Genomic DNA, 25,340 nt, shown 5'->3' on the forward strand with positions numbered 1-25,340 from the left:
CTGCGCTTTTTTTGCATCCGGGGCCGGGCCGGATGAACGGCACGGCAGGCTGTGTGCGGCTCAGGTCCAGCTCTGCGTCGGCACGTGATCCCGGCTGCCCTTGATCCGGTTGTGCTCGTCGACGAAGACCAGATCCGGCTTCCAGCCCGCCTTGAGCTCGGCTTCGTCGACCGTCGCGAACGCCGCGATGATGACGAGATCGCCCAGCTGCGCGCGCCGTGCCGCCGACCCGTTCAGCGAGATCATGCCGCTGCCGCGTTCGCCCTTGATCGCGTACGTCGAGAAACGTTCGCCATTGTTGATGTTCCAGATATCGATTCGCTCGTTCTCGACGATGTTCGCCGCTTCGAGCAGGTTTTCGTCGATCGCGCACGAACCCTCGTAATGCAGTTCGCAGTGCGTGACCGCCGCGCGGTGGATCTTCGACTTCAGCATATGGCGTTGCATGACCGTTTCTTTCCTTAAGTACCCTGAATGTGCGTGGAACGTGCGCTGAACGGGTGACGCGATGCGTCCGGTAGCCGTCGGCGTCAGATTTCGAGGTTGTCGATCAGGCGCGTCGCGCCCAGTTTCGCGGCCGTGAGCACGACGAGCGGCTCGTCGATATCCTGCGCGGTCGGGGGAAGCAGGTTCACGCGCTTGCGCACCGCGACGTAGTCCGGTTGCCAGCCGCGCGCGGCGAGTGCGGCCATCGCGGCGGCCTCGATCTGCGCGAAATCGCGGTTGCCCGCCAGCACGGCGTCGCGCACGCGGTTCAGTTCGGCCGCAAGGCGCGGCGCCTCGGCGCGCTCGGCGGCCTGCAGGAAACGGTTGCGCGAGCTGAGCGCGAGGCCGTCGGCGTCGCGCACGGTTTCCGCGGCGATGATGTCGGTGGGTAGCGCGAACTGGTTGCACATCTGCCGGACGATCATCAACTGCTGGTAATCCTTCTTGCCGAACACCGCGACGCGCGGCTGCACGCACGACATCAGCTTCATCACGACGGTACACACGCCCTGGAAGAAGCCTGGCCGGAATTCGCCCTCGAGGATGTCGCCGAGATCGTGCGGCGGATGCACGCGATATTCCTGCGGCTGCGGATACAGATCCCGCTCCGTCGGCGCGAACAGCACGTAGACGTTTTCCTTCTGCAGCTTTTCGATGTCGGCTTCGAGCGTGCGCGGATATTTGTCGAAGTCCTCGTTCGGGCCGAACTGCAGCCGGTTCACGAAGATACTCGCGACCACCGGATCGCCGTGCTGGCGCGCGAGGCGCATCAGCGAGAGATGGCCTTCGTGCAGGTTGCCCATCGTTGGCACGAAGGCAGTGCGGTTCTGGCCGCGCAACTGGTCGCGCAATTCGTGGATCGAGCTGATGACTTTCATGATCGGTCGCGGGTTCCTTGCGGATTTTTCAGGCGAAAGAGGGTGCCCCGTCGGCGAATCGCCGGGTGTTCACGAGGCGAGCCTCATGCAGGCAGGTAGGCGAGGCGCACGTAGATCGGTGCGAACGGCTCGGCCTGGGTGATGTCGATCAGCGATTCTCGCGAGAGCTCAAGCATCGCGATGAAGTTCACCACCACGACCGGCACGCCGCGCGTGGTGTCGAACAGGTCGGAAAACTCCATGAACCGTGCGTTCTGCAGGCGCCGCAGGATCGTGCTCATGTGCTCGCGCACCGAGAGTTCCTCGCGCGAGATACGGTGATGCTGCACGAGCCTCGCCCGCTTGATCACGTCGGCCCACGCGGCGCGCAGGTCGTCGGAATTCACGTCGGGAAAGCGCGGTGTGATGCTCTGCTCGATGTACACCTCGGCGCGCAGGAAATCGCGCCCGAGTTGCGGCAACTGGTCGAGACGTTGCGCGGCGAGCTTCATCTGCTCGTATTCCAGCAGCCGGCGCACGAGTTCGGCGCGTGGATCCTCGACTTCGTCGCCGGTGTCCGCCTTCTTCACCGGCAGCAGCATGCGCGATTTGATCTCGATCAGCATCGCGGCCATCAGCAGATACTCGGCGGCGAGTTCGAGATTCGTCTTGCGCAACTGGTCGACGTAGCCCAGATACTGGGTGGTGACGTCGGCCATCGGAATGTCGAGCACGTTGAAGTTCTGCTTGCGGATCAGGTAGAGCAGCAGATCCAGCGGGCCTTCGAACGTTTCGAGAAAGACTTCGAGCGCGTCCGGCGGGATGTACAGGTCCGTCGGCAGCTTGAAGAGCGGCTCGCCGTACAGGCGCGCGAAAGCGATACCGTCGACGGTATCAGGCGTCGAATCGGTCGCGGGCGCGGCGAGCGCTGCGTCGGGACGTCCCGATGCGGCGCGGGCCTCGTCGGCAGTCGTCACGCTCAGAAGTTCTGGTAATACACGTAAGGCGTCTGTTCAACGCGCGACGATTGTTGTTTGGCGCGCTCGTCCAGATCGATCGGCTGTTTGTCCCACAGCAGCGAACGGCCGCGGCGCTGTTCTGCTTCCAGAGCAGGCTTTTGCTGCTTCAGCTGATTCAGGAATTGCGTGATATCCGATTGATACATGGTTCGACGTCCGTGAGAGATGAATGCGACCGTCGCCCAGGGCGCCAGCCGGTGTCGACGGTAATTTTACCGCAAGCGCCCGGTCCGGTCGAAAAGTCCCGGAACATTCCTGCCGCCGCGGCGTCGAAGCGCGGGCGCTGCCAGTTGCACGAGGGCTGCGGCGCCCGGCCAGGCGGGCGGGCGGGGCAGTTCTGGCGGTTCCGCTCAAAGGATTCATTTGAGATCGCCGTGCCGTGCCGATGTGGTCAAATAGCGCGTTGCGGTCCGCCTGCGCGGCGCCGGGCGGAAACAACCAATAATGGCCGGAGGTCCTGTTTGGCGGGGTGTGTGATCGAACCGTCGCGCGTGTCGCGTGCAGCAGCTGGTGTGGGGCGCATGGACGCCGCGCGCCTGAAGGCGCGCACGCTCAGGGTGTGGCTCGTCTTCAGCTTCCTTGCGTTCGTCTGTGCCCTGAGCGCCGGCCACGCGCAGGCGCGCACGGCGCCCTCCTACAAGGTCGACATCGAAACCTCGCCGCGCGCGCTGCGCAAGCTGCTGGAAGCGCATCTCGATATCGCGCGCTTCGCGAAACGCGAGGACATCAGCGACGACCAGTTCGACTTCCTCGTCACCGCGACGCCGCAGCAGGTGCGCGATCTCACGGCGACGCAGGGCTATTTTTCGCCGGTCGTGCGCACGGACGTCCGCACGGTCGAGGGCAAGCGGGAGGTCACGGTGAGTGTCGATCCCGGGCCGATGACCACGATCTCTTCGATTTCACTGTCGTTTCGCGGGCCCGTGCTGACCGAAGACCAGGCGCAGGCAAACGCGGCGCGCTTCGCGTTTTCGCTGCACGAGGGCGACCCGTTTTCGCAGGGCGACTGGGACGGCGCGAAGAACGCTTCGCTGAAAGCACTGCAGGCGCGCCGTTATCTGGGTGCGAAGATCTACCATTCCGAGGCACGCATCGATCCGCGCACGCACGAGGCGAAACTGAGCGTCACGTTCGACAGCGGCCCGACGTTCACGATGGGCAAGCTCGATGTCTCCGGCACGCGCCGCTATCCCGGGCAGATCGTGGAGAACGTGAACCCGATCACGGCCGGCGATATCTACGACGAGCAGCGCATCGTCGAACTCCAGCGCCAGTTGCAGAACACGCCGTATTACGCGAGCGTCGCCATCGACACCGACAGCGATACGGCGAAGCCGCTCGAAACGCCCATCCACGTCAAGGTCAGCGAATATCCGTACAACAGCATTCGCGGCGGCGTCGGGTATTCGACCGACAACGGCCCGCGAGTCCAGGGATCGTATTCGTATCTCGACACGTTCGGCGCGGCGTATCCGTTCACCGTGGACGGCCGGATCGACCAGATCCAGAAGTACGGCCAGGTTCAGCTGGCGATGCCGCCCGGCCAGCGTGGCTGGGTGAACAGCGTGCTCGCGTCCTATACGACCACCGACGTGTCGGATACGCGCATCTACAGCGCGCGCGCCGGCGTACAGCGGGCACGAACCTCGCAGTTCATCGACTACTCATATTCGATCCTCTACTACCAGGACCGGCTGCTGCAGAACGTCGGGCCGCCCACGACGAGCCGCGCGCTCGTGCCCACCTGGTCATGGACGCGCCGCAATACCGACGACCCGCTTTTCCCGCGCTCGGGCAACCTGATTCACGTCGAGGCCGGCTTCGCTGTCAAGCACGTGCTGACCGACCAGAGCTTCGTGCGCGGCTACGCGCGCGGCCAGCAGTATGTGCCGGTCGGCAAGCGCGACCTCGTGCTGTTTCGCGCGGAACTGGGCGGTGTGTTCACGAGCGGCTCGTCGAGCGGGATTCCGGCGTCGCTGCTGTTCCGCGCGGGCGGCTCGAATTCGGTACGCGGCTACGGCTTTCAGAGCATCGGTAACAACGTCGACGGCTCGATCCTGCCGACCAAATACGTCGTCACGGCGACGAGCGAATATCAGCACTGGTTCAATCACGACTGGGGCGCCGCGGCGTTCTTCGACATCGGCACGGCCACCGATACCTGGGGCGAACGCGTGTTCTATCCGGGCGTCGGCGTGGGTGCGCGCTGGCGCAGCCCGGTCGGCCCGGTTGACGTCGACCTCGCGTACGGCATTCGTAATCACAGCGTGCGTCCGTATCTGACGCTCGGCATCGCTTTCTGATTTTATTCATGACGACGGATACGCCCGCCAACCCGCCACCCGACCAGCCCGGCGACACCACGCCTGGCGGCCCCGGCGGCCCCGATGGAGCCGCGCCGCCGCCCGTGCGTCCGCGCCGGCGTCGCCGGCTGTGGATTACGCTCGTGTGGGCGGCCACGGTGCCGGTGGTACTCGTCGCGCTGGTCGCAGGGCTACTGTACGGCACGCTCACGACCGAGCGCGGCACGGCATACGCCTGGCACCTGGCGGTCAGGATGCTGGACGGCCGGCTCACCGGCACGCTCGACGGCGGCACGGTCGCCACCGGTTTGCGGCTGCATCGGTTGCAATGGCGCAGCCTCGACGGCAGCGGCACCGATATCAGGATCGACCGCATCGACGGTCGCTGGGCGCTGACCGACAAGCCGTGGCGCTTTTCGATCGACTATCTGCACATCGGCACGATCGAAGCGCGTGTCGCCCCTTCGACGTCCAGCTCGGGCCCGTTGACGCTGCCGCAGGATCTGCGCCTGCCGTTGCAACTCGATGTGCGCGATCTGCGGGTGGACGGACTGCTGCTGCGACAGGGCGGATCGACGACCGAATTCTCGCGTTTCGTGTTTCACGGGCGCAGCGACGGCCGCCACCACGAAGCCGCGATCGACCGCCTCGATACGCCGTTCGGCGCGGTGACGGCGTCGGTGAAGCTGGATGGCGTCAAGCCGTTTGCGCTGACGGGCGAGGCCGGTTATTCCGGCAAGGTCAACGACGAAGCGGTGCAGGTCGGCGGCCATCTGACGGGATCGCTGGAGACGCTCGTCGCCGAGCTCGACGCCAGCGGCATGAAGCTTTCGGGCCACGCGCACGTCGAGGCGACGCCGTTTGCCGCCGTGCCGGTCCAGCGCGCGACGCTGACGTTCGATCACGTGAATCCGCAGGCGTTTGCGCCGGGCGCGCCGTTCGCCGACCTGGCGGTGCGCGCCGAGTTGCAGCCGGTCGAGGCCGGCGACGGCTCGACGATGGTGTTTGCGCCTGAGGCTGCTTCGTCGGTACGCGCGGCCAGCAGCGCGGGTGTGCCGGGCGCGGGCGTCGCGGGTCGTCCGGCAAGCGCGGTGAGCGTAACGAGCGGGACTCCGCCAGCTTCCGCACCCGACGAGGCCGCGAGCGGCGCCGCGCAGGCTGCGGAAAAGCCTGGTTTCGCGGTCGCGGGGTCGATCTCGATTGTCAATGCGAAGCCCGGCGGTATCGACCAGAAACTGCTGCCCCTCATCGACGCCCGCGCCGACGTGCGACTCGACGCCCACACGCAGCGCATCTCGAACCTGAACGTGCGGCTCGTGAAAAACGCGATGGTCACCGGCGGCGGCGCGCTCGCCGGCAAGCACGGCCAGTTCGACCTGCACGTCTCGGGTCTCGATCTGAATGCGATCGAAGCGAGTGTCATGCCGACGCAGTTGTCCGGGCCGGTCGGCATCCGCCTGAACGACGACATCCAGAGCATCACGCTCGATCTCACCGATCCGAAGGCGGCGCTTCGTGCGCAGGGCAAGGTGACGTTCGATCCGGCGCGCATGAGCCTGAGCGACGTCAGGCTGACCGCCGGCAAGGGCCGCATCGATCTGGGCGGCGCCATCAAGCACGACGCGAATTCCACCTACAACCTGAAGGCGACGCTGACCGACTTCGATCCTCTGCTGCTGACTTCCCGGATGCCGGCCCGGGCCCCGGCTTCGGCTTCAGCTTCAGCTGCAAAGGGCGGGAAGCCAGCGAGGGGCACCAACGCCACCACTGCTTCGGCGGCGAGCGCCACCGCCCCCCAGAAACCCGTCGCAAAACATCCTGCGCCCGCGAAACGCCGGATCGAGGCGCGCGTCAACGGTGCGATCACGGCGGCCGGCGTGCTGGGCCCGACGTTCACCACGAAGGCCGAATTCCGGCTTGGTCCGAGCGTCTATGACGACCTGCCGCTGACAGGCAACGGTACGATCCAGCTCGCCGGCTCGCGCATCCTGCCGAGCAAGGCGAGCCTCTCGATCGCGGGTAACGACGTCGATCTGCAGGGCAGTTTCGGCGCGCGCGGCGACCGTCTGCGGTTCCGGGTCGACGCGCCGCAACTGGAGCGGCTCGGTTTTGGCATCGCGGGCTTTGTCGCGGCGGACGGCGACGTCACCGGTTCGTTCGCCCATCCGGACGTCGTGCTGAACTACAAGGCCGACAACGTGGCGTTCGGCGCGAACCGGCTCGGCCACGCGGAAGGCCACGCCGAGTTGCGCGACGGCGCGAACGGCGCGCTCGTCTTCACGACGGACGCGCGCAACCTTTCGACCGAAGGTGTCGAACTGGCGACCCTCAACGCGCATCTGCGCGGCACGCGTGCGAACCATACGCTCGACGCCGAAGCGACCGGCAAGGTCCGGGAGCGTTCGGTAGACCTGACCCTTGCCGCCAGCGGCCATCTGACGGACGCGCGCGACGGCACGCACTGGGACGGCACGGTGACGCGTCTGCAGAACCGCGGCACGCCGTCGCTCAATCTCGAATCACCGCTGACGGTGAGCGTCGCCCCGAGCCGCGTGACGCTGGGTTCGACGCATCTGACGCTCGAGACCGCGGTGCTCGATCTGAAATCCTTTGCCTTCGATCACGGCCGGATCCGCTCGGCAGGCGCGATCACCAACATCTCGGTGCCGCGGTTGCAGGAACTGCGGCAGGAAATGACCGGCACGGCGCCGGTTGTCAAAACCGATCTGGTCTTCGACGGCGACTGGGACTTTTCGCTCGGCGAGACGGCCACGGGCCACATCCAGCTGAAGCGTCGCACGGGCGATATCACAGTCGAGGTCGGGCGCGGTCTGGCATCGCTCGGCATTACGGACATTGCGGCGCGCGCCGATTTCAGCGGCGGCAACCGTCTGAACGCGACCGTGCATGCGCAGGCGAACCGGCTTGGCGTGATCGACGCCGACGCCCACACGACACTCGTCATGCAGGACGGCATGCTGACGGTCGGTGAAGAAGCGCCGCTGACGGGCAACGTGGTCGCGAACGTACCGTCGCTGAAAACGACTGGCGGCCTGTTCGGCCCGAGCTATCTGCTCGACGGACATCTCGCACTGAAGCTCGCGCTCGCCGGCACCGCCGCGAAGCCGAACCTGTCGGGCTCGCTGATCGGCGACGGGCTCTCGGCCACGCTCGTCGACCAGGGCGTGCAGCTGAAGGACGGCACGATCCGCATTGCGCTGTCCGACAATCTCGTCGACTTTCAGCAGGTCGAGTTTCACGGCGCAAGCGGCACGCTGCGCGCCACCGGTCAGGTCAAGCTCGGCGGCCCGGACCCGGACGTCAAGGCGAGCATCGTCGCCGACAAGCTCGAACTGTTTGCCTCGCCGGATCGTGAACTGTCACTGTCGGGCAATGCGAGCGTCGCGAGCGCCGGGCCGCTCGGCGGGCTTGCGATCGACGGCAAGTTCAACGTCGACCACGCGCTCTTCGACCTGCCGGAACAGTCGGCGCCGAAGCTCGGTGACGATGTGGTGATCGTGCGTCCGGATGGCACGGTGCGCGGCGAGAAGCAGCCGACGGTGGAGGGCAGCGACAAGCCCATCGGGCCGTTCGCGCCGCGCGCGAACATCGACATCAACCTTGGCAACAGTTTCCGTTTCCGCGGGCAGGGCGCCGATCTGGGCCTGCGCGGCACGATTACCGCGATGAGCGCGCCGAACCTGCCGCTGCGCGCGGTGGGCAACGTGCGCGTCACCGAAGGATCGACCTACACCACGTTCGGCCGCAAGCTCGGCATTGAAAACGGCTTCTTCACGTTCAACGGGCCGGTGGCGAATCCGGGCATCAACATTCTCGCGATGCGCCGCAACCAGCAGGTCGAGGCGGGTGTGCAGGTGACCGGCACGATCCAGTCGCCGGTCGTGAAACTCGTGTCCGAGCCGAACGTGGCGGATAATGAAAAGCTCTCGTGGCTGCTGTTCGGTCATGGCACCGATCAGGGCAACAACCTCGGGCAGCAGAGCACGATGACGACCGCGCTCGCGCTGCTTGGCAGCGCGAGCGGCAAGAAGATCGCCAACACGCTCGGGCTCGACGAGTTCTCGATCGGGCGCAGCGATGTCGGCCTGACGGACCCCGAAGTGGTGATGGTGTCGAAGGCGATCAACGAATGGCTCGTGATCGGCTACGAACAGGGATTGCAGACCGCGAGCAACGCGATCAAGGCGACCGTGAACCTGACACGCTACTGGTCGGTTGCCGCGTACGGCGGCACGTTCGAGGGCGTCGAACTCTTCTACACGCGGCGCTTCGACCGGGTCAACTGGTGAGCGGAAAATCAAAAAGCACGTCCGCGGACGTGCTTTTTGATGAGCCGAAGGCGCCGCGCCGGCACGCCTTCAATGCGGGTTACCTCGCTGGTTATTTCACGCGCATGCCGGGCTTTGCACCGCTGCCCGGTTCGAGCACGTAGATGCCCGGTTCGGCTTTCTCGTCAGCCGCCGATGCCGCGAGCACCATGCCTTCCGACAGACCGAACTTCATCTTGCGCGGCGCGAGATTGGCGACCATCACGGTCAGCTTGCCGACGAGCTGCTCCGGCTGATACGCCGACTTGATCCCCGAAAACACGTTGCGGGTTTTCTCTTCGCCGACGTCGAGTGTCAGTTGCAGCAGCTTGTCCGATCCGTCGACCGCGCGGCAGTCGACGATCTTCGCAATCCGCAGATCGATTTTCGCGAAATCGTCGATCGAGATGAACGGCGATTCTTCCGCGTCAGCCTTGTTCTCCGAGTTGCCGTTCGACGCCGCGGCCTTTGCCTTCGCTTTGGCTTTGGCCTTTTCATCCGCGGTCGGCGTGCCGGATTCCGTGGCTTGCAGCGAGTCGCGATTCGCCTCGAGTAGCGCCTCGATCTGCTTCGGATCGACGCGCGTCATCAGATGCCTGTATGCGTTGATCGCGCGCGCCGGGCTGAGCGGCACCGAGGCATCCGACCACTTGAGCGGCTCGATGCCGAGGAACGCTTCGACGCCTTCGGCAAGCTTCGGCAGAACCGGCTTGAGCGCGAGCGAAAGCAGCCGGAACGCCTCGATGCTCACCGAACAGGTTTCATGCAGCGCGACCGCGTTCGCCGGGTCTTTGGCCTGGTCCCACGGTTTGGCCGTGTCGACGTAGCTGTTGACGGCGTCGGCGAGTTCCATCGTCTGGCGCAGCGCGCGGTTGTACTCGCGTGCCTCGTAGTTCGCCGCGATCTGCGGGATGGCGGCGCGCAACGTCGCGAGTAGCGGATGATGCATCGCGCTGTCCTGGATGCGGCCGTCGAAGCGCTTGATCAGGAAGCCCGCCGCGCGGCTCGCGATATTCACGTACTTGCCGACGAGGTCGCTGTTCACGCGTGCCTGGAAGTCGTCGAGGTTCAGATCGAGGTCTTCCATCGTGCTGTTGAGCTTGGCCGCGAAGTAGTAACGCAGCCACTCCGGATTCAGGCCGGTGTCGATCACGCTTTGCGCGGTGATGAACGTGCCGCGCGACTTCGACATCTTCGCGCCATCCACCGTCAGGAAGCCGTGCGCGAACACGTTGGTCGGCGTGCGATGCCCCGAGAATTCGAGCATCGCCGGCCAGAACAGCGTGTGGAAATAGAGGATGTCCTTGCCGATGAAGTGATACTGCTCGGCCGTCGACCCCTTGCGCGTCCACGCGTCGAAATCGATGCCGCGCTTTTCGGCGAGATTCCTGAAGCTCGCGTAATAGCCGACCGGCGCGTCGAGCCACACGTAGAAATACTTGCCGGGCGCGCCCGGAATCTCGAAGCCGAAGTAGGGCGCGTCGCGCGAAATGTCCCAGTCGGCGAGCTTCGCCTCGCCCGAATCGCCGAGCCACTCACGCATCTTGTTGGTGGCTTCCGGCTGCGCCAGACCGCCCACCCAGCCGCGCAGGAAGTTCTCGCAGCGCGGGTCCGACAGGCGGAAGAAATAGTGCGTCGACGTCTTGCGGACCGGCGTGGCGCCCGAGACGACCGAGTACGGGTTGACCAGATCCGTCGGCAAATAGGTCGAACCGCACACTTCGCAGCTGTCGCCGTACTGGTCTTTCGCGCCGCATTTCGGGCACTCGCCCTTGATGAAGCGGTCCGGCAGGAACATTTCCCTGACCGGGTCATATGCCTGTTCGATGTCGCGCGCCTCGATCAGGCCGGCCTCGCGCAGCGCGACGTAGACCGATTCGCTCAGGACGCGATTCTCTTCGGAATCGGTCGAATAGTAGTTGTCGAAGGAAATGCCGAAGCTGTCGAAATCGCGTTTGTGTTCCTGCCAGACCCGGTCGATCAACTGCTTCGGCGTGATGCCTTCCTTTTCCGCGCGCAGCATGACCGGCGTGCCGTGCGTATCGTCGGCGCCCACGTAGTAGATCTCGTGCCCGTGCATGCGCATCGAGCGGACCCAGATGTCCGTCTGGATGTATTCGACCAGGTGGCCAATGTGAATCTGTCCGTTCGCGTACGGAAGCGCGGACGTGACGAGAATCTGGCGACGGCCCGGCGGCGTGCCTGCGGTGAGATCGGTAGCGGGTGCTGACATAGGGATTCTGGGACTTGCGGAAGGACGAAACTTCGATTCTAGCAGGGCAGACCTGCCGGCGCGGCGCTCGCCGGATGGCCTGGGAACGGGTGAATGCGCTCTGGCAGACACGCGGATGAATTCGGGTGACGGACAGCACAGGGAGGAAGCGTGGGTCTCGCGGCGCCTTCGCAACGTTCGGTTCAGGCGTGTTGCCGAAAACCGGGCGCCCAAAAAAAAACCGGGGCTGAGCCCCGGAGCAACAACGACAAGAGGAGAATGGTGACGCGGCGGCATCGCCAGCCACGTACCGTAAAGACAGACAGTGGATTTTCAGCAGAGTTCGAATTTTTTTCGATTCGCCGCTTTTATCCGCTGGCCGGCCGTTCCGGCAGGCCGGGTGGCCCGCCATTCCCCTTGCGTAGATGGGGTTACTTCGGTGCCTGACCCGGCTGGGCCGTTGCACGCAGATAGATTTCGACGCGACGGTTCTGGGCGCGGCCCGCTTCCGTGCTGTTGTCCGCGACCGGCTGCGTCGCGCCCATGCCCTGCGCCGACAGGCGCTGCGCCGCGACGCCGTGCGTTGCCAGATAGTTCACCACGCTCTGCGCGCGGTTCACCGACAGCGTCTGGTTGTACGCTGCCTGGCCCGTGCTATCCGTATGGCCGACCACCTGCGCGATCACTTCCGGGCTTTGGCTGAGCGTCTGGGCGACCTGGTCCAGCACCGGCGCGAACGAAGGCTTGATCGCGTAGCTGTTGGTGTCGAACGTGACCGAGCTCGGGATGTTCAGCTTGAGCGAGCCGTCCGGCTGCTCGGTGATCTGCGTGCCGGTGCCCTTCGTGGCGCCCGACAGCTTGTTGTGAATTGCCTGCCAGTTGTAGCCGGTGATGCCGCCGACCGCGGCGCCGACGCCCGCGCCGATCGCCGCACCCTTGCCGCCGCCGAAGATCGCGCCAAGACCCGCGCCCGTTGCCGCACCCACGCCCGTACCGACGGCCGTGTTAGTACCCTGCTGGGACGCGCAGCCCGCGAGCAGCACGCCAGCAACTGCAAACACCGTAAGATGGCTGATGATTTTCGTGTTCATTTTTGTTCCTCTCTTCAAAAAACCGGTTGTCGACGACTCAGGCAGGATACCGGACAGACTGTCCGTACCGACAGCGGAAAAGGGGTATCAGGCAAGGCCACGCGCCAGCCACTACAATGATGGCTGATCGCACGGCGATTTGGCCCTTCAGCTAATAGTCGCCGAAGCGTGCCCGGGGAGCCTGTTTTTCGCAATCCTGTGCAACAATTTCTTTCAATTTCCTGTGGCCGGCGACGATTCGATCCGAGCGTGCCACCTGTGTTCCCGGAGTTTCAATGAGTATCGATCGGGCTTTGGTCGACGCTGCACTCGCGGCTGTCGCTGACCCTAACACCGGCCACCCGTTCGCGGCGGCAAAGAACCTCAAGAACGTTTCCGTCGATGATGCAACGGTCAGCGTCGACGTGGTACTCGGCTATCCGGCCACGCGTCAGTTCGCGGCGATCGAGGCGCTGGTCGCCGGCGCGCTGCGCGAGGTGCCGGGCGTCGCGAACGTCCGCGTGCGGGTGTCGCAGCAAATCGCCGCGCATACCGTGCAACGCGGCGTCAAGCTGCTGCCGAACGTGAAGAACATCGTCGCCGTGGCATCGGGCAAGGGCGGCGTCGGCAAGAGCACGACGGCCGTGAATCTCGCGCTCGCGCTCGCGAGTGATGGCGCCTCGGTCGGCATTCTGGACGCCGACATCTATGGCCCGTCGCTGCCGATGATGCTGGGCATCGAGGGCCGGCCGGAATCGCCGGATGGCCAGTCGATGAATCCGCTGACCGGTCACGGCGTGCAGGCCAACTCGATCGGCTTTCTGGTCGACCAGGACAATCCGATGGTGTGGCGCGGCCCGATGGCGACGTCGGCGCTCGAACAGTTGTTGCGGCAGACGAACTGGCAGGATCTCGACTATCTGATTGTCGACATGCCGCCGGGCACGGGCGATATCCAGCTGACGCTGTCGCAACGCGTGCCGGTGACGGGCGCGGTGATCGTCACGACGCCGCAGGACATCGCGCTCCTCGACGCGAAGAAGGGCCTCAAGATGTTCGAAAAAGTGGGCATTCCGATTCTCGGCATCGTCGAGAACATGGGCATGCATATCTGTTCGAACTGCGGTCATGAAGAGCATATCTTCGGCGCCGGCGGCGGCGAGCGCATGGGTAAGGAGTACGGTGTCGACGTGCTCGGCAGCCTGCCGCTCGATATCGCGATCCGCGAGCAGGCCGACTCCGGGCACCCGACGGTGGTGGCCGATCCGGATGGCCGTATCGCCGATATCTACCGCTCGATCGCGCGCAAGGTCGCGATCCATATCGCCGAGCGCGCGCGCGACATGACGTCTAAATTCCCCAATATCGTCGTGCAGAACACCTGAGGGGTTCGCGCCCGACGTGTGCGGGTCCGTGCATCTGCCCGTGCTGGCTATCCGGCAGGTATGTCACATGCGTCAATGCGCGAGGCCGGCGCGGTATCATGTCGGCTTCGAGGTCGGGCAGGGCGGGCGCAGGGGCGCTCGCCGGCTGACAAGAGGATCGCATGAGACAACGAATCGACGGACAGGCGGTGCATGCGTTCATCGTTCTGACTGCCAGCAGCCTGCTTCTGTGCGGCTGCACTTCATTCCTGAGACCACAGGAAAAGCGCGCCGACGCGCAGTTGCTGCCCACAGCCGGCAATCTGGCCCGCGGCACCGTGACGTTCATCGAGCGCTCGGACGGCGTGCAGGTCACATACAACCTGGCGGGTCTGCCGCCGAACAGCGATCACGCGCTGCAGATCCACGAGCGCGGCGACTGCAACGCCTCCGACGGGTCCAGCGCCGGCGCGATTTTCTCGCCGGGTGCGGAGCGGCTCAAGGCGGGCGCGCGTGTCGAGGGCGACCTCGGCAACATTCACGCGGATTCGAACGGCGTGGCGAGCGGCTTTATCGTGGCGCCGGAGGTCTCGCTCGACGGCGTGCGTTCAGTCGTGCAGCGTTCGGTGCTGCTGCATCGCGACGCGAGCGATCCGTACGCGTATCCGCAGCATGGCGCGGGCGTTCCGCTCGCGTGCGGACTGATCCGGCAGTGAAATTCCCCGCTACCGGCAACTTTCGTTCGATCGCGTAAAATAAGCGCCTTTCGTCGGGCGCCAGCCGGGCAGCGCGTGGGTCACCGCCTGCCGGCCGGCCCCGGATCCGGCCCGCGGCCCGGCCGCGTATCTGGCTCACTTGCTTACGTCGGGCTTCTATCCGGCTTTTATCCGTCAGGCAGCGTTCAACTATGACCATCAAATCCGACAAGTGGATCCGGCGCATGGCCGCGTCGCACAACATGATCGAGCCGTTTGCGCCCGACCAGGTCCGCGTCTCCGAGGACGGCCGGAAGATCGTCAGCTATGGCACGTCGAGCTACGGCTACGATATCCGCTGCGCCAACGAATTCAAGATCTTCACGAACATCAATTCGACGATTGTCGACCCGAAGAACTTCGACGAAAAATCGTTCGTCGACTTCAGGGGCGACGTCTGTATCATTCCGCCGAATTCGTTCGCGCTCGCGCGCACCGTCGAGTATTTCCGCATTCCGCGTAGCGTCCTGACCGTCTGTCTCGGCAAGTCCACGTACGCGCGCTGCGGGATCATCGTCAACGTGACGCCGTTCGAGCCGGAGTGGGAAGGGCACGTCACGCTCGAATTCTCAAATACGACACCTTTGCCTGCCAAAATCTACGCGAACGAAGGCGTCGCGCAGGTGCTGTTTTTCGAAAGCGACGAGATTTGTGAAACGTCGTACGCGGATCGCGGCGGCAAGTATCAAGGCCAGCACGGCGTGACGTTGCCTAAAACGTGACGCGCGAGGCGCATTGACTCACCGGCTACTCGGGTGACCGCTGCGCAACAGAAGCAGCGGTCGTTCTTTTTGGAGAATCGCCCATGAAGTTTCGTTTTCCCGTCGTCATCATCGACGAAGATTTCCGCTCCGAGAACATTTCGGGTTCCGGCATCCGGGCGCTCGCCGAAGCCATCGAGAAAGAAGGCGCGGAAGTGCTCGGGCTCACGAGCTATGGCGACCTGACTTCGTTCGCGCAGCAATCGAGCCGTGCGTCGTGCTTCATCCTGTCGATCGACGACGATGAACTGCTGCCGTATGTCGACAACGTCGTGGTCGAAGGCGAGACGCCCGAGCTGGCCGCCGCGATTGTCGCGCTGCGCGCGTTCGTGGCCGAAGTGCGCCGCCGCAACGCGGATATTCCGATTTTCCTGTACGGCGAAACGCGCACCTCGCGCCATTTGCCGAACGACATCCTGCGCGAACTGCATGGTTTCATCCACATGTTCGAGGACACGCCGGAATTCGTCGCACGCCACATCATCCGCGAGACCAAGGTGTATCTGGACTCGCTCGCGCCGCCGTTCTTCAAGGAACTGGTGCAGTACGCGGAAGAAGGTTCGTACTCGTGGCACTGCCCGGGCCACTCGGGCGGCGTCGCGTTCCTGAAGAGCCCGCTTGGCCAGATGTTCCACCAGTTCTTCGGCGAGAACATGCTGCGCGCGGACGTCTGCAATGCCGTCGACGAGCTCGGCCAGCTGCTCGATCACACCGGTCCGGTCGCGGCGTCCGAGCGTAACGCGGCGCGCATTTTCAGCGCCGATCACGTGTTTTTCGTGACGAACGGTACGTCGACCTCGAACAAGATCGTCTGGCACGGTACGGTCGCGCCTGGCGACATCGTGCTGGTCGACCGCAACTGCCACAAGTCGATCCTGCACGCGATCACGATGACCGGCGCGATTCCGGTGTTCCTGACGCCGACGCGCAACAACTTCGGCATCATCGGCCCGATTCCGCGCAGCGAATTCGAGCCGGAAAACATCCGCAGGAAGATCGAGGCGAATCCGTTCGCACGCGAAGCACTGGAGAAGAATCCGGACCTCAAGCCGCGCATCCTGACCATCACGCAGAGCACGTACGACGGCGTGATCTACAACGTCGAGATGATCAAGGAAATGCTGGGCGACTGGCTCGACACGCTGCACTTCGACGAAGCATGGCTGCCGCACGCCGAGTTTCACCCGTTCTATCAGGACATGCACGCGATCGGCGCGGGCCGTCCGCGCATCGGCGCGATGGTGTTCGCGACGCACTCCACGCACAAGCTGCTGGCCGGCATTTCGCAGGCTTCGCAGATCGTCGTGCAGGACTCGAAAAACAGTCGCTTCGACCGGCACCGTTTCAACGAGGCGTATCTGATGCATACGTCGACGAGCCCGCAATACGCGATCATCGCGTCGTGCGACGTGGCGGCGGCGATGATGGAAGCGCCGGGCGGTACCGCGCTCGTCGAGGAATCGATCGCCGAGGCGCTCGATTTCCGCCGTGCGATGAGCAAGGTCGACGCCGAGTACGGCGACGACTGGTTCTTCAAGGTGTGGGGCCCCGACCAGTTCGCGGACGAGGGCATCGGCTCGCGCGAGGACTGGATGCTGCGCCCGAACGACCGCTGGCACGGCTTCGGCCCGCTCGCCGAAGGCTTCAACATGCTCGACCCGATCAAGGCGACGATCGTCACGCCGGGTCTCGACATGGACGGCGATTTCGGCGAATCCGGCATTCCGGCCGGCATCGTGACGAAATATCTGGCCGAGCACGGCATCATCGTCGAGAAGACCGGGCTGTATTCGTTCTTCATCATGTTCACGATCGGCATCACGAAGGGCCGCTGGAACTCGATGGTCACCGAGCTCCAGCAGTTCAAGGACGACTACGACAACAACCAGCCGCTGTGGCGCGTGCTGCCGGAGTTCGTCTCGCATCACCCGATGTACGAGCGCATCGGCCTGCGCGATCTGTGCGAGCAGATCCACAGCGTCTACCGCGCGAACGACATCGCGCGGCTGACGACCGAGATGTACCTGTCGAGCATGGAACCGGCGATGAAGCCGTCCGATGCGTTTGCGAAGCTGGCGCATCGCGAGATCGACCGGGTACCGATCGACGAACTCGAGGGCCGTGTGACCTCGATTTTGCTGACGCCGTATCCGCCGGGCATTCCGCTGCTGATTCCGGGCGAGCGCTTCAACAAGACGATCGTCAACTACTTGCGGTTTGCGCGTGAATTCAACGAGCGCTTCCCGGGTTTCCACACTGACATTCACGGGCTGGTGGGCGAGACGATCAACGGGCGCATCGAGTACTTTGTCGATTGCGTGCGGGCCGGATGAAGGGGCGTCTGAAGACGGCGGTGCGTGCGGGATGGTGTGCGGCCGTCGTGGCACTCGCCGTGCAGACCGGCGTGGCGCATGCCGAAGTCGCGGCGGCTGATCCGATCGATGCGTCGATGCACACGTGCCTTGCGCGTGGCGACATGTCGTCGACGGCGGGACAGGTGCAATGCATGGAAACGGCGCGGGCGGCGTGGCAGTCCGCGTCCGATCTCGCGTATCAGCAGCTGCTGGCAAAGACGAAGGGATCGCAGCGCAGCGGCTGGGAGCGTAGCCAGCGAAACTGGAAGGCGTGGCGTGCCGCCGAGGCACCGATGCTGAGGGCGGTTTTCGAAACGACGCGCGGCACCATGTACGTGCTGTTCGAGGCCGACATGCAACTGCAGCCGGTACGTGACCGCGCGCTGACGCTTCGAACCGCGGCCGCGAACGCGGGCACAGCGGGTGGCGGCAACAAACCGGCGCCGCGCGTGCGCGCGTGTTGGCGCGATGCCGACTGCGCGCATGCGGACGGGGATCTGAACCGTTACTACCTGCGGCTGCGCAGGGAGATGCCTTCGCGTGCACGGCCGACACTGATTCGCGCGGAGCGTGCGTGGCGGGGTTTTCGCGATGCGACCACGCCGCTGGTTGATGCGCGTGGCCAGATCGACATCATTGGCGCGCGGGTGGCGACGCTCAAGCGGTTATCGGAGACGGTGGGCAACGACTGAGGCGCAGGGCCTGCGGGCGCAGGCAAACATTGCCGGTGCCCTCCGAACGCGAACGCGATGAACTGAGGGGAGGCGGCCGTGGACATTACGCTTGCCCGCCCGCCCGGCTGTGTGAACGACGGCGACGCACGAAGTGCGGAGGCGGGTGAATGAGTGCTGTGTCACGGGCGCTGCTGCGCGAGGGACGAAATCGCGCGGGGACCCATGCCGGTTGAAGTGTGAGGGCGACACTTCATGGGTTGCCATTCCCGATGAATGACGCACCGGGAAGAAATGAGTTTTCGAAGCGCCTTTCTTTTGCTTACTTTTCTTTGGAAGACGCCCCGAAGGAAGTCCCCTTGGGGGACAAAGAAAAGTAAGTGCCGCCCCGCACAGGGGCAACACCAATAGACCGACACGAACACAAGGAAAGGCCAAAGAAAAGAGCGGGCCCTGGAAAAAAGAACCCGCCCAGAATCAAAGAAATAGAAAACCAGAAAGACCTAACTCAACGCCCCGCGAGCCACCTTCACAGCGCTCAAAACCTGCTCAGGCGAGGTCCCGCCAGGATGATTCCGGCTCGCGACGGAGCCTTCCAGCGTGAGGTATTCAAAAACATCCTCACCGATGAGGTGAGCGACATTCGGCAATTCACTCCGCATCTCATCGAGCGAAAGATCCGCCAGATCACACTCACGATCGACACAAACGCGAACCGCAAGCGCGACAGCTTCATGAGCATCCCGAAACGGCAACCCACGCTTCACAAGATAATCAGCCAGATCGGTAGCAGTAGAAAACCCTTGAAGCGCCGCATCCCGCATAGCCGCAGGCTTCACGGTAATCCCGGTAACCATTTCAGCAAAAATCCGCAACGTATCCGCCACCGTATCGACGGTATCGAACAACGGCTCCTTGTCTTCCTGATTGTCCTTGTTATACGCGAGCGGCTGGCCTTTCATCAGCGTGAGCAAGGCCATCAAATGCCCATTCACACGCCCGGTCTTGCCGCGCGCAAGCTCAGGCACATCGGGATTCTTTTTCTGCGGCATGATCGACGAGCCGGTGCAGAAGCGATCCGCCAGATCGATAAACCCGACCCGCGGGCTCATCCACAAAACGAGCTCTTCGGAGAACCGCGACACATGCGTCATCACCAACGCCGAAGCGGCTGTGAATTCAATCGCGAAGTCGCGATCCGAAACCGCATCGAGTGAATTCGCGCAGATCCCGTCGAAGCCCAGCGTCTTCGCGACAGCATGACGGTCGATCGGATAGCTCGTGCCGGCGAGCGCGGCCGCGCCCAGCGGCAGACGGTTCACGCGCGTACGGCAATCGCGCATGCGCTCGGCGTCGCGCGAAAACATTTCGACGTAAGCGAGCAGGTGATGCCCAAACGTCACCGGCTGCGCCACCTGCAGATGCGTGAAACCCGGCATGATCGTCGCGGCGTTCTGTTCAGCCAGATCGATCAGTGCGCCGCGCAGATCCTTCAGCAATCCGCCGATGCGGTCGATTTCACCGCGCAGCCACAGACGGATATCGGTCGCGACCTGGTCGTTACGCGAGCGGCCGGTGTGCAGGCGCTTGCCCGCGTCGCCGATCAGCGCCGTCAGGCGCGCTTCGATGTTCAGGTGGACGTCTTCCAGGTCGAGTTGCCACTCGAACTCGCCACGCCCGATTTCGCCCTTGATCTGCGCCATGCCGCGCTGGATGGCGGCGAGGTCGTCGTCGGCGATGATCTTCTGCGCGGCCAGCATCGAGGCGTGCGCGAGCGAACCTTCGATATCGACCAGCGCCAGACGTTTGTCGAAGAAAACCGACGACGTATAGCGTTTGACGAGTTCCGACATCGGCTCCGAGAAGCGTGCCGACCAGGCTTCGCCTTTTTTGTGCAGTTGGGACGTCATGATGTTTGGCAGTGGAGAGACGGTGAAAGGCGGGCGACCTGTACCAACGTCGCCGGTAGAAAAGATTTCATCGGGACAGCGATTTTAGCATCCGGCGACGTTCCATCCCGACCCGGGCCCGCGCACCTGCTGGCGGTAGCAGGTCGTCCCGCCAGACGATCTACATCCGCACGAGTACGACGAGCTTCAGATCCTCGCGATGCGCGGGCTTGAACGTCATCTGGTCGTAGACGATGCGGCCGTGGCGCGGGTGGTTGAATTCCCGCCGTCCGCCCTCGCGGCCACCCACGTCCTGAGACGCCCAGAAGCGCGCGAACGCATCGCTCGCCGCGCTCAGCGAATCGATCAGCGTGCGCGTCGGCGCTTCGTTCAGGTGGCGGATCGAATCCGCGCGAAATTCGGCGGCGAGCCGCCTCGCGCGCGGTTCCCAGTCGGCGATCAGATCGCGCGCGCCGGGCTCGGTGAACGTGAAGCGCAGCAGGTTGCGGTCGTGCCCGTCGTCGAGCCAGCCGACGAAGAGGTCGGCCGCCCGCGCGTTCCATGCGAGCGCGTTCCACTGCCGGTCGAGCACGTAAGCGGGCGCGTCGATCAGCTGGACGGTTTCGAGCAGGCGCGCGGGTGCGTCGGCGGCGGCCGGGTCGGGCTCGGCGGGGTCGCGTTGCGCGGCGAGCTCGAACAGATACGCCCGCTCGGCGCGCGAAAGCTGCAGCGCGACGGCAATGCGCGCGAGCGCATCGGCGGAGGCCGACACGGGACGGCCCTGTTCGATCCACGTGTACCAGGTCGGGCTCACGCCGCACAGTTGCGCGACTTCCTCGCGCCGCAGGCCGGGCGTGCGCCGCCGGGGCCCCGGCGGCAAGCCGACGGCCTGCGGCGACAGCCGTTCGCGATGCGCGCGGATGAAGTCGCCGAGCGCGCGCGCAGGCGTGGCGTCGAGCGGAGGCGGTGCAAGCTCGGGGGAAGACGGCCGGTTCATCATGTCGTTGGAAGCGGGTGGTGGTGATACCAGAATAATTGCTTAACTTGTACTGGTACAGAGCGGGCTCTATTGTAGCGGCTGGAACGGCGCTTTTCGAACTGGCATACATGAAGGGCGTGCCGTTCCACCCACGATCAACCCGAGGCGACCCGCATTTATCCGGGCAGAGGAGCATTCCATGAAGCATCACGACCAGGTCGCCGACGCGTTCGGCTCGACCGCCGCCGCTTACCTGACGAGTCACGTTCACGCGACGGGCGCCGATCTGCAGACGCTGGCCGCCGCCATTCAGGCGACGCCCGGCGCGACGGTGCTCGACATGGGCTGCGGCGCCGGTCACGCGAGCTTCGCGGTGGCGCCGCACGCGAAGTCGGTTGTCGCGTACGACATCGCCCCGCAGATGCTGGAGACTGTCGCCGCAGCCGCGCGCGAACGCGGGCTCGACACGATCCGCACGCAGCAGGGCGCGGCCGAAACGCTGCCGTTCGCCGACGCCTCGTTCGACTGGGTCATCAGCCGCATGAGCGCGCACCACTGGCATGACGTGCCGCAGGCGCTGAAAGAAGTGCGTCGCGTGCTGAAACCGGGCGGCCGCGTGCTGTTCGTCGATATCGCGGGTAGCGATCATCCGTTGCTCGACACGCACATCCAGACGGTCGAACTGTTGCGCGACGGCTCGCATATCCGCGACTATCGCGGCGACGAATGGATCGCGCTGTTCGACGCCGCGGGCTTCAAGGTGTCGATTCGCGAGCGCTGGCGCCTGCCGATCGGATTCGACGCGTGGGTCAAGCGGATGCGCACGCCCGAACCGCGCATCGTCGCGATCCAGTCGGTCTGGGCGAGTGCGCCCGACGAGGTGCGGGCGTATTTCAACGTGCAGGCGGACGGCTCGTTCGAACTCGATGCGCTGATGATCGAGGCGCACTGAAGCGGCGCTTCGACACTTGACGGCGTGCGGGGAAAAGGGCGCTTCGAAACGCACGTCGCACAAACAGAAAGGGCACGCGATCCGATAAAAGGAAAGCGTGCCCTTCGAACCAGAACGGGTTCGCCGGCCACCCGGCGCAAACCCGGTCAGCCGGATCAGCCCGTATTGCGCAAGCCCGCCGCGATACCGTTGATCGTCAGGTGTATACCGCGTCGCAGACGCGCGTTCCGGTCACCCGCGCGGTGGCGCTTCAGCAGTTCCACCTGCAGGTGGTTCAGCGGATCGAGATACGGGAAGCGGTTCTTGATCGAGCGCGCGAGCAGCGGGTTATCGGCGAGCCGCTCGCTCTTGCCGGTGATCTCCGACAACACCTTCGACGTCCGTTCCCATTCCCCGACGATGCGCTCGAACACATGCTTGCGCAGCTTCTTGTCGGTCACGAGCTGTGCGTAGCGCGACGCGACCGCGAGGTCGGTCTTCGCCAGCACCATGTCCATGTTCGACAGCAGGTTCGAGAAGAACGGCCACGTCTTGTGCATCTTCTTCAGCAGCGCGAGACGGCGTGCGCGTTCGGCATCGGTCGGCGCGCTGTCCAGATGCGCGGCCACCGCGCTGCCGAAGCCATACCATCCGGTCAGCAGCAGACGGCACTGCCCCCACGAGAAGCCCCACGGAATCGCGCGCAGGTCTTCGATCTTGCGTTGCTTCGCGTCCTGCAGCTTGCGCGAAGCCGGACGGCTGCCGATGTTCAGCTCGGCGATCTCCGAAATCGGCGTCGACTCGAAGAAATACTCCTTGAAACCCGGCGTTTCGTAGACGAGCGCGCGATACGACGCCATCGCCGCATCCGAAAGCTGCTGCATCGTTTCCTCGAACGCGGGCAACTGGTCGGGCGCATTGCCGTGCGGCAGCAGCGAGGCTTCGAGCGTCGCGGCGACGACCGTTTCCAGATTGCGCCGGCCGATCTCCGGGTTGCCGAACTTGCTCGCGATTACCTCGCCCTGCTCGGTGAGACGGATCTGGCCGTCGACCGTGCCCGGCGGCTGCGACAGGATCGCCTGATAGGTCGGGCCGCCGCCGCGTCCGACTGTACCTCCGCGGCCGTGGAAGAGCCGCAGGGTCACGCCGCGTTCGTTGAAGAGCGACACGAGCGCCAGTTCCGCGCGATACAGCTCCCAGTTCGACGTGAGGAAGCCGCCGTCCTTGTTGCTGTCCGAGTAGCCGAGCATGACTTCCTGCTCGCCGCCCTGATGCTCGATCAGCGAATCGACGCCCGGCAGCGCGATCAGGTCGCGCATGATGTGCTGCGCGTTGCGCAGATCGGGAATCGTCTCGAAGAGCGGGATCACCATGATGCCGTCATGCGCGGGCTGTTCGGCGTTGCCGAGCAGTCCTTTCAGGAGGCCCGTTTCCTTTTGCAGCAGCATCACCTCGACCAGATCGCTCACGGTTTCCGTGTGCGAAATGATGTAGTTGCGCACCGCGCGCGGGCCGAATTTCTCGCGCGTCACGCGGGCCATTTCGAGCACGCCGAGTTCGCTCTTCGCGAGATCCGAGTACTCCACGTACGGCAGGCGCAGCGGACGCGGCTGGCCGAGCTCCTTTAGCAGCACCGTCAGCTTGTCGGCTTCGGACAACGCGGCGTAGTCGTCCTCGACGCCTGCGCGCTTCAGCAGTTCGGCGATGACGGCTTCGTGGATGTCCGAGCTTTGGCGCAGGTCGATGCTGGCGAGATGGAAGCCGAAGACTTCGGCGGCCCGCGCGAGCGGCGACAGACGCGGCGCGGCAAGCGAGGCGCCGTGTTGTTCCGTCAGCGAATCGATCAGCACGTGCAGGTCGGCGGCGAATTCGGCGGCGTCGGCGTAAGGTTTGGCGCCGCCGTGGCTGCGCGCGGCGACGACGCCCGCGCCCAGACGCGCGCGCGCGCTTTCCGCGAGGCGGGCATACACGCCGATCAGCGCGCGGCGATACGGCTCGTCGGTGCGATGCGGCGACTCGTCGGGCGAGGCTGCCGCCAGCGTCTGTAGCGCTTCGCTCGAACCGGCCAGCAGGTTCGACACGGACAGTTCCGCGCCGAGCCTGTGCACCTGCTCCAGATAGTGTTCGAAGATCACCGTGGCCTGACGCGTGATCGCGTGTTCGAGCGTCGCGGCGCTCACGTTCGGATTGCCGTCGCGGTCACCGCCGATCCAGCTGCCCATCTGGAAGAACGGCGGCAGACGCGCGGGCAGGCCGTGTTCGGCCAGCGCGGCTTCGATATCGGCATAGAGCGCCGGGATTTCCTCGAGGAACGTCGCGCGGTAATACGACAGCGCGTTCTCGATTTCGTCGGCGACCGTCAGACGCGCGTCGCGCAGCATCCGCGTCTGCCACAGCGACGTCACGCGGGCGCGCAGCATCGTTTCGTTGTGCGCGCGTTCGCGCGCGGTCAACTGCTGGTCGCGCTCGGCGAGCAGGCGCGCGACATCGTGCTCCGCGTCGAGAATGCTCTTGCGTTGCACTTCGGTTGGGTGCGCGGTCAGCACCGGGACGATCAGCGCTTCGTTGAAGAACTGCTGCAGGACGGGTGTCGGCGCGGCCTCGGCGGCCATCAGACGTTCGAGCGCATACGCCATCGTACCTGGACGCGGCGCGGCGTTCGCCAGCGCGTGAATGCGGTGACGGCGGTTGCGGTGACGGTCTTCGGCGATATTGGCGAGGTGCGAGAAGTAGCTGAACGCACGCACGACACTCACCGTCTGTTCCGGGCTCAGCGTGCGCAGCTTCTTGTCGAGCGTCTGCGCGGCGACGCTGTCGTCTTCGCGACGAAAGCGCACGGCTGTCTGACGGATCGTTTCGACGACATCGAACACCGCGTCGCCTTCCTGCTCACGTACGACGTCGCCGAGCAGGCGTCCGAGATAGCGGATGTCCTGGAAGAGCGGCTGGTCCTTGTCTTCACGCGTGCGGCCGCCGGACTTCGCCGGCGCTGTCGCGACAGCCCTGGGCGCGATATCGGACGACGATTTCGCGCGGCCGTTCGCGGCTCCATTCGCCCGCTTTGCAACGGGCTTTGCGGCTGGCTTCGAAGCGGGTGTTGTCCGGGCGCCGTCGAGCGCCGCGCCGGCCTTCGGTATTTTCGGCGCCTTCGCGGGTTTCGCGGGCGCGACGGGTTTGGAGGCCTTGCTGGCCTTCACGCTTTTAGCGGCGGCCTGGGGGGCTTTCGTTATTCGGGTCGCTTTGGCGGGAGCAGCGAGGGCGCTCGCGGTTTGGGAACCAGTGGGCGATGCAGTGTTGCGGCGGGCTGGGCGCGCCGATCCGGAAGACGTCACGATGGGTTTCCTCGGGGAAGCCTGGGTCT

17 protein-coding genes are annotated in these 25,340 nt (G+C 64.8%); 8 read left to right on the top strand and 9 right to left on the bottom strand.

What is annotated here, in order from left to right:
• Positions 1-60: 60 nt before the first annotated feature.
• The 4 genes from panD to LPA34_RS00845 form a co-directional block, all read right to left on the bottom strand.
• Positions 61-447 (bottom strand): aspartate 1-decarboxylase, encoded by a 387-nt coding sequence (gene panD, locus LPA34_RS00830; protein WP_228973902.1) that lies wholly within the window; start codon positions 445-447, stop codon positions 61-63.
• A gap of 83 nt (positions 448-530) precedes the next feature.
• Positions 531-1,364 (bottom strand): pantoate--beta-alanine ligase, encoded by an 834-nt coding sequence (gene panC / locus LPA34_RS00835; RefSeq protein ID WP_228973904.1) that lies wholly within the window; start codon positions 1,362-1,364, stop codon positions 531-533.
• A gap of 83 nt (positions 1,365-1,447) precedes the next feature.
• Positions 1,448-2,320: a segregation and condensation protein A gene (locus LPA34_RS00840; protein WP_228973906.1), complete on the bottom strand. Its 873-nt coding sequence runs from the start codon at positions 2,318-2,320 to the stop codon at positions 1,448-1,450.
• A 2-nt stretch (positions 2,321-2,322) separates the two neighbouring features.
• On the bottom strand, positions 2,323-2,508 hold the full coding sequence (locus LPA34_RS00845; RefSeq protein ID WP_228973908.1) for a DUF3460 family protein: 186 nt from the start codon (positions 2,506-2,508) through the stop codon (positions 2,323-2,325).
• 375 nt (positions 2,509-2,883) lie between these two features.
• Between LPA34_RS00845 and LPA34_RS00850 the strand changes: the two genes are divergently transcribed.
• On the top strand, positions 2,884-4,665 hold the full coding sequence (locus LPA34_RS00850; RefSeq protein WP_411178743.1) for an autotransporter assembly complex protein TamA: 1,782 nt from the start codon (positions 2,884-2,886) through the stop codon (positions 4,663-4,665).
• A gap of 8 nt (positions 4,666-4,673) precedes the next feature.
• Positions 4,674-8,975 carry a translocation/assembly module TamB domain-containing protein gene (locus LPA34_RS00855; protein ID WP_228973912.1) on the top strand — a complete coding sequence of 1,434 codons (4,302 nt, stop codon included), beginning with the start codon at positions 4,674-4,676 and terminating at the stop codon, positions 8,973-8,975.
• Between the two features lie 91 nt (positions 8,976-9,066).
• Here LPA34_RS00855 and metG read toward each other — a convergent pair whose 3' ends face one another.
• Positions 9,067-11,226 (bottom strand): methionine--tRNA ligase, encoded by a 2,160-nt coding sequence (metG, locus tag LPA34_RS00860; RefSeq protein WP_228973914.1) that lies wholly within the window; start codon positions 11,224-11,226, stop codon positions 9,067-9,069.
• 410 nt (positions 11,227-11,636) lie between these two features.
• Entirely contained in the window at positions 11,637-12,296 is a 660-nt protein-coding gene (locus LPA34_RS00865) for an OmpA family protein (RefSeq protein ID WP_228973916.1), read from the bottom strand.
• A gap of 275 nt (positions 12,297-12,571) precedes the next feature.
• On the opposite strand from LPA34_RS00865, the gene apbC reads away from it, so the two are divergent.
• The 5 genes from apbC (at position 12,572) to LPA34_RS00890 (ending at position 18,201) form a co-directional block, all read left to right on the top strand.
• Positions 12,572-13,660, top strand: a complete 1,089-nt coding sequence (gene apbC, locus LPA34_RS00870) for an iron-sulfur cluster carrier protein ApbC (RefSeq protein WP_228973918.1) — start codon at positions 12,572-12,574, stop codon at positions 13,658-13,660.
• Positions 13,661-13,821: 161 nt separating this feature from the next.
• On the top strand, positions 13,822-14,355 hold the full coding sequence (locus LPA34_RS00875) for a superoxide dismutase family protein (protein ID WP_228973920.1): 534 nt from the start codon (positions 13,822-13,824) through the stop codon (positions 14,353-14,355).
• A gap of 191 nt (positions 14,356-14,546) precedes the next feature.
• Positions 14,547-15,116, top strand: a complete 570-nt coding sequence (gene dcd, locus LPA34_RS00880; RefSeq protein ID WP_228973922.1) for a dCTP deaminase — start codon at positions 14,547-14,549, stop codon at positions 15,114-15,116.
• Positions 15,117-15,199: 83 nt separating this feature from the next.
• Complete coding sequence (locus tag LPA34_RS00885) at positions 15,200-17,488, top strand: arginine/lysine/ornithine decarboxylase (protein ID WP_228973924.1); 2,289 nt, start codon at positions 15,200-15,202, stop codon at positions 17,486-17,488.
• Positions 17,485-18,201: a lysozyme inhibitor LprI family protein gene (locus LPA34_RS00890; RefSeq protein ID WP_228973926.1), complete on the top strand. Its 717-nt coding sequence runs from the start codon at positions 17,485-17,487 to the stop codon at positions 18,199-18,201. Before LPA34_RS00885 ends, LPA34_RS00890 begins: the two co-directional genes overlap by 4 nt.
• A 482-nt stretch (positions 18,202-18,683) precedes the next feature.
• Here the strand turns inward: LPA34_RS00890 and argH are convergent, their stop codons facing one another.
• Entirely contained in the window at positions 18,684-20,090 is a 1,407-nt protein-coding gene (gene argH / locus LPA34_RS00895; RefSeq protein ID WP_228973929.1) for an argininosuccinate lyase, read from the bottom strand.
• 160 nt (positions 20,091-20,250) lie between these two features.
• Positions 20,251-21,066: a helix-turn-helix transcriptional regulator gene (locus LPA34_RS00900; protein WP_228974176.1), complete on the bottom strand. Its 816-nt coding sequence runs from the start codon at positions 21,064-21,066 to the stop codon at positions 20,251-20,253.
• 181 nt (positions 21,067-21,247) lie between these two features.
• On the opposite strand from LPA34_RS00900, the gene LPA34_RS00905 reads away from it, so the two are divergent.
• Positions 21,248-22,000: a class I SAM-dependent methyltransferase gene (locus LPA34_RS00905; protein WP_228973931.1), complete on the top strand. Its 753-nt coding sequence runs from the start codon at positions 21,248-21,250 to the stop codon at positions 21,998-22,000.
• Between the two features lie 155 nt (positions 22,001-22,155).
• On the opposite strand, the gene ppc is transcribed toward LPA34_RS00905, so the two are convergent.
• The gene (gene ppc / locus LPA34_RS00910; protein ID WP_228973934.1) at positions 22,156-25,311 is read right to left on the bottom strand and encodes a phosphoenolpyruvate carboxylase; all 3,156 of its coding nucleotides are present in this window, start codon (positions 25,309-25,311) and stop codon (positions 22,156-22,158) included.
• Positions 25,312-25,340 lie beyond the last annotated feature (29 nt).

It is taken from the genome of Paraburkholderia gardini, from assembly GCF_907164575.1.
GTDB classification, from domain to species: domain Bacteria; phylum Pseudomonadota; class Gammaproteobacteria; order Burkholderiales; family Burkholderiaceae; genus Paraburkholderia; species Paraburkholderia gardini.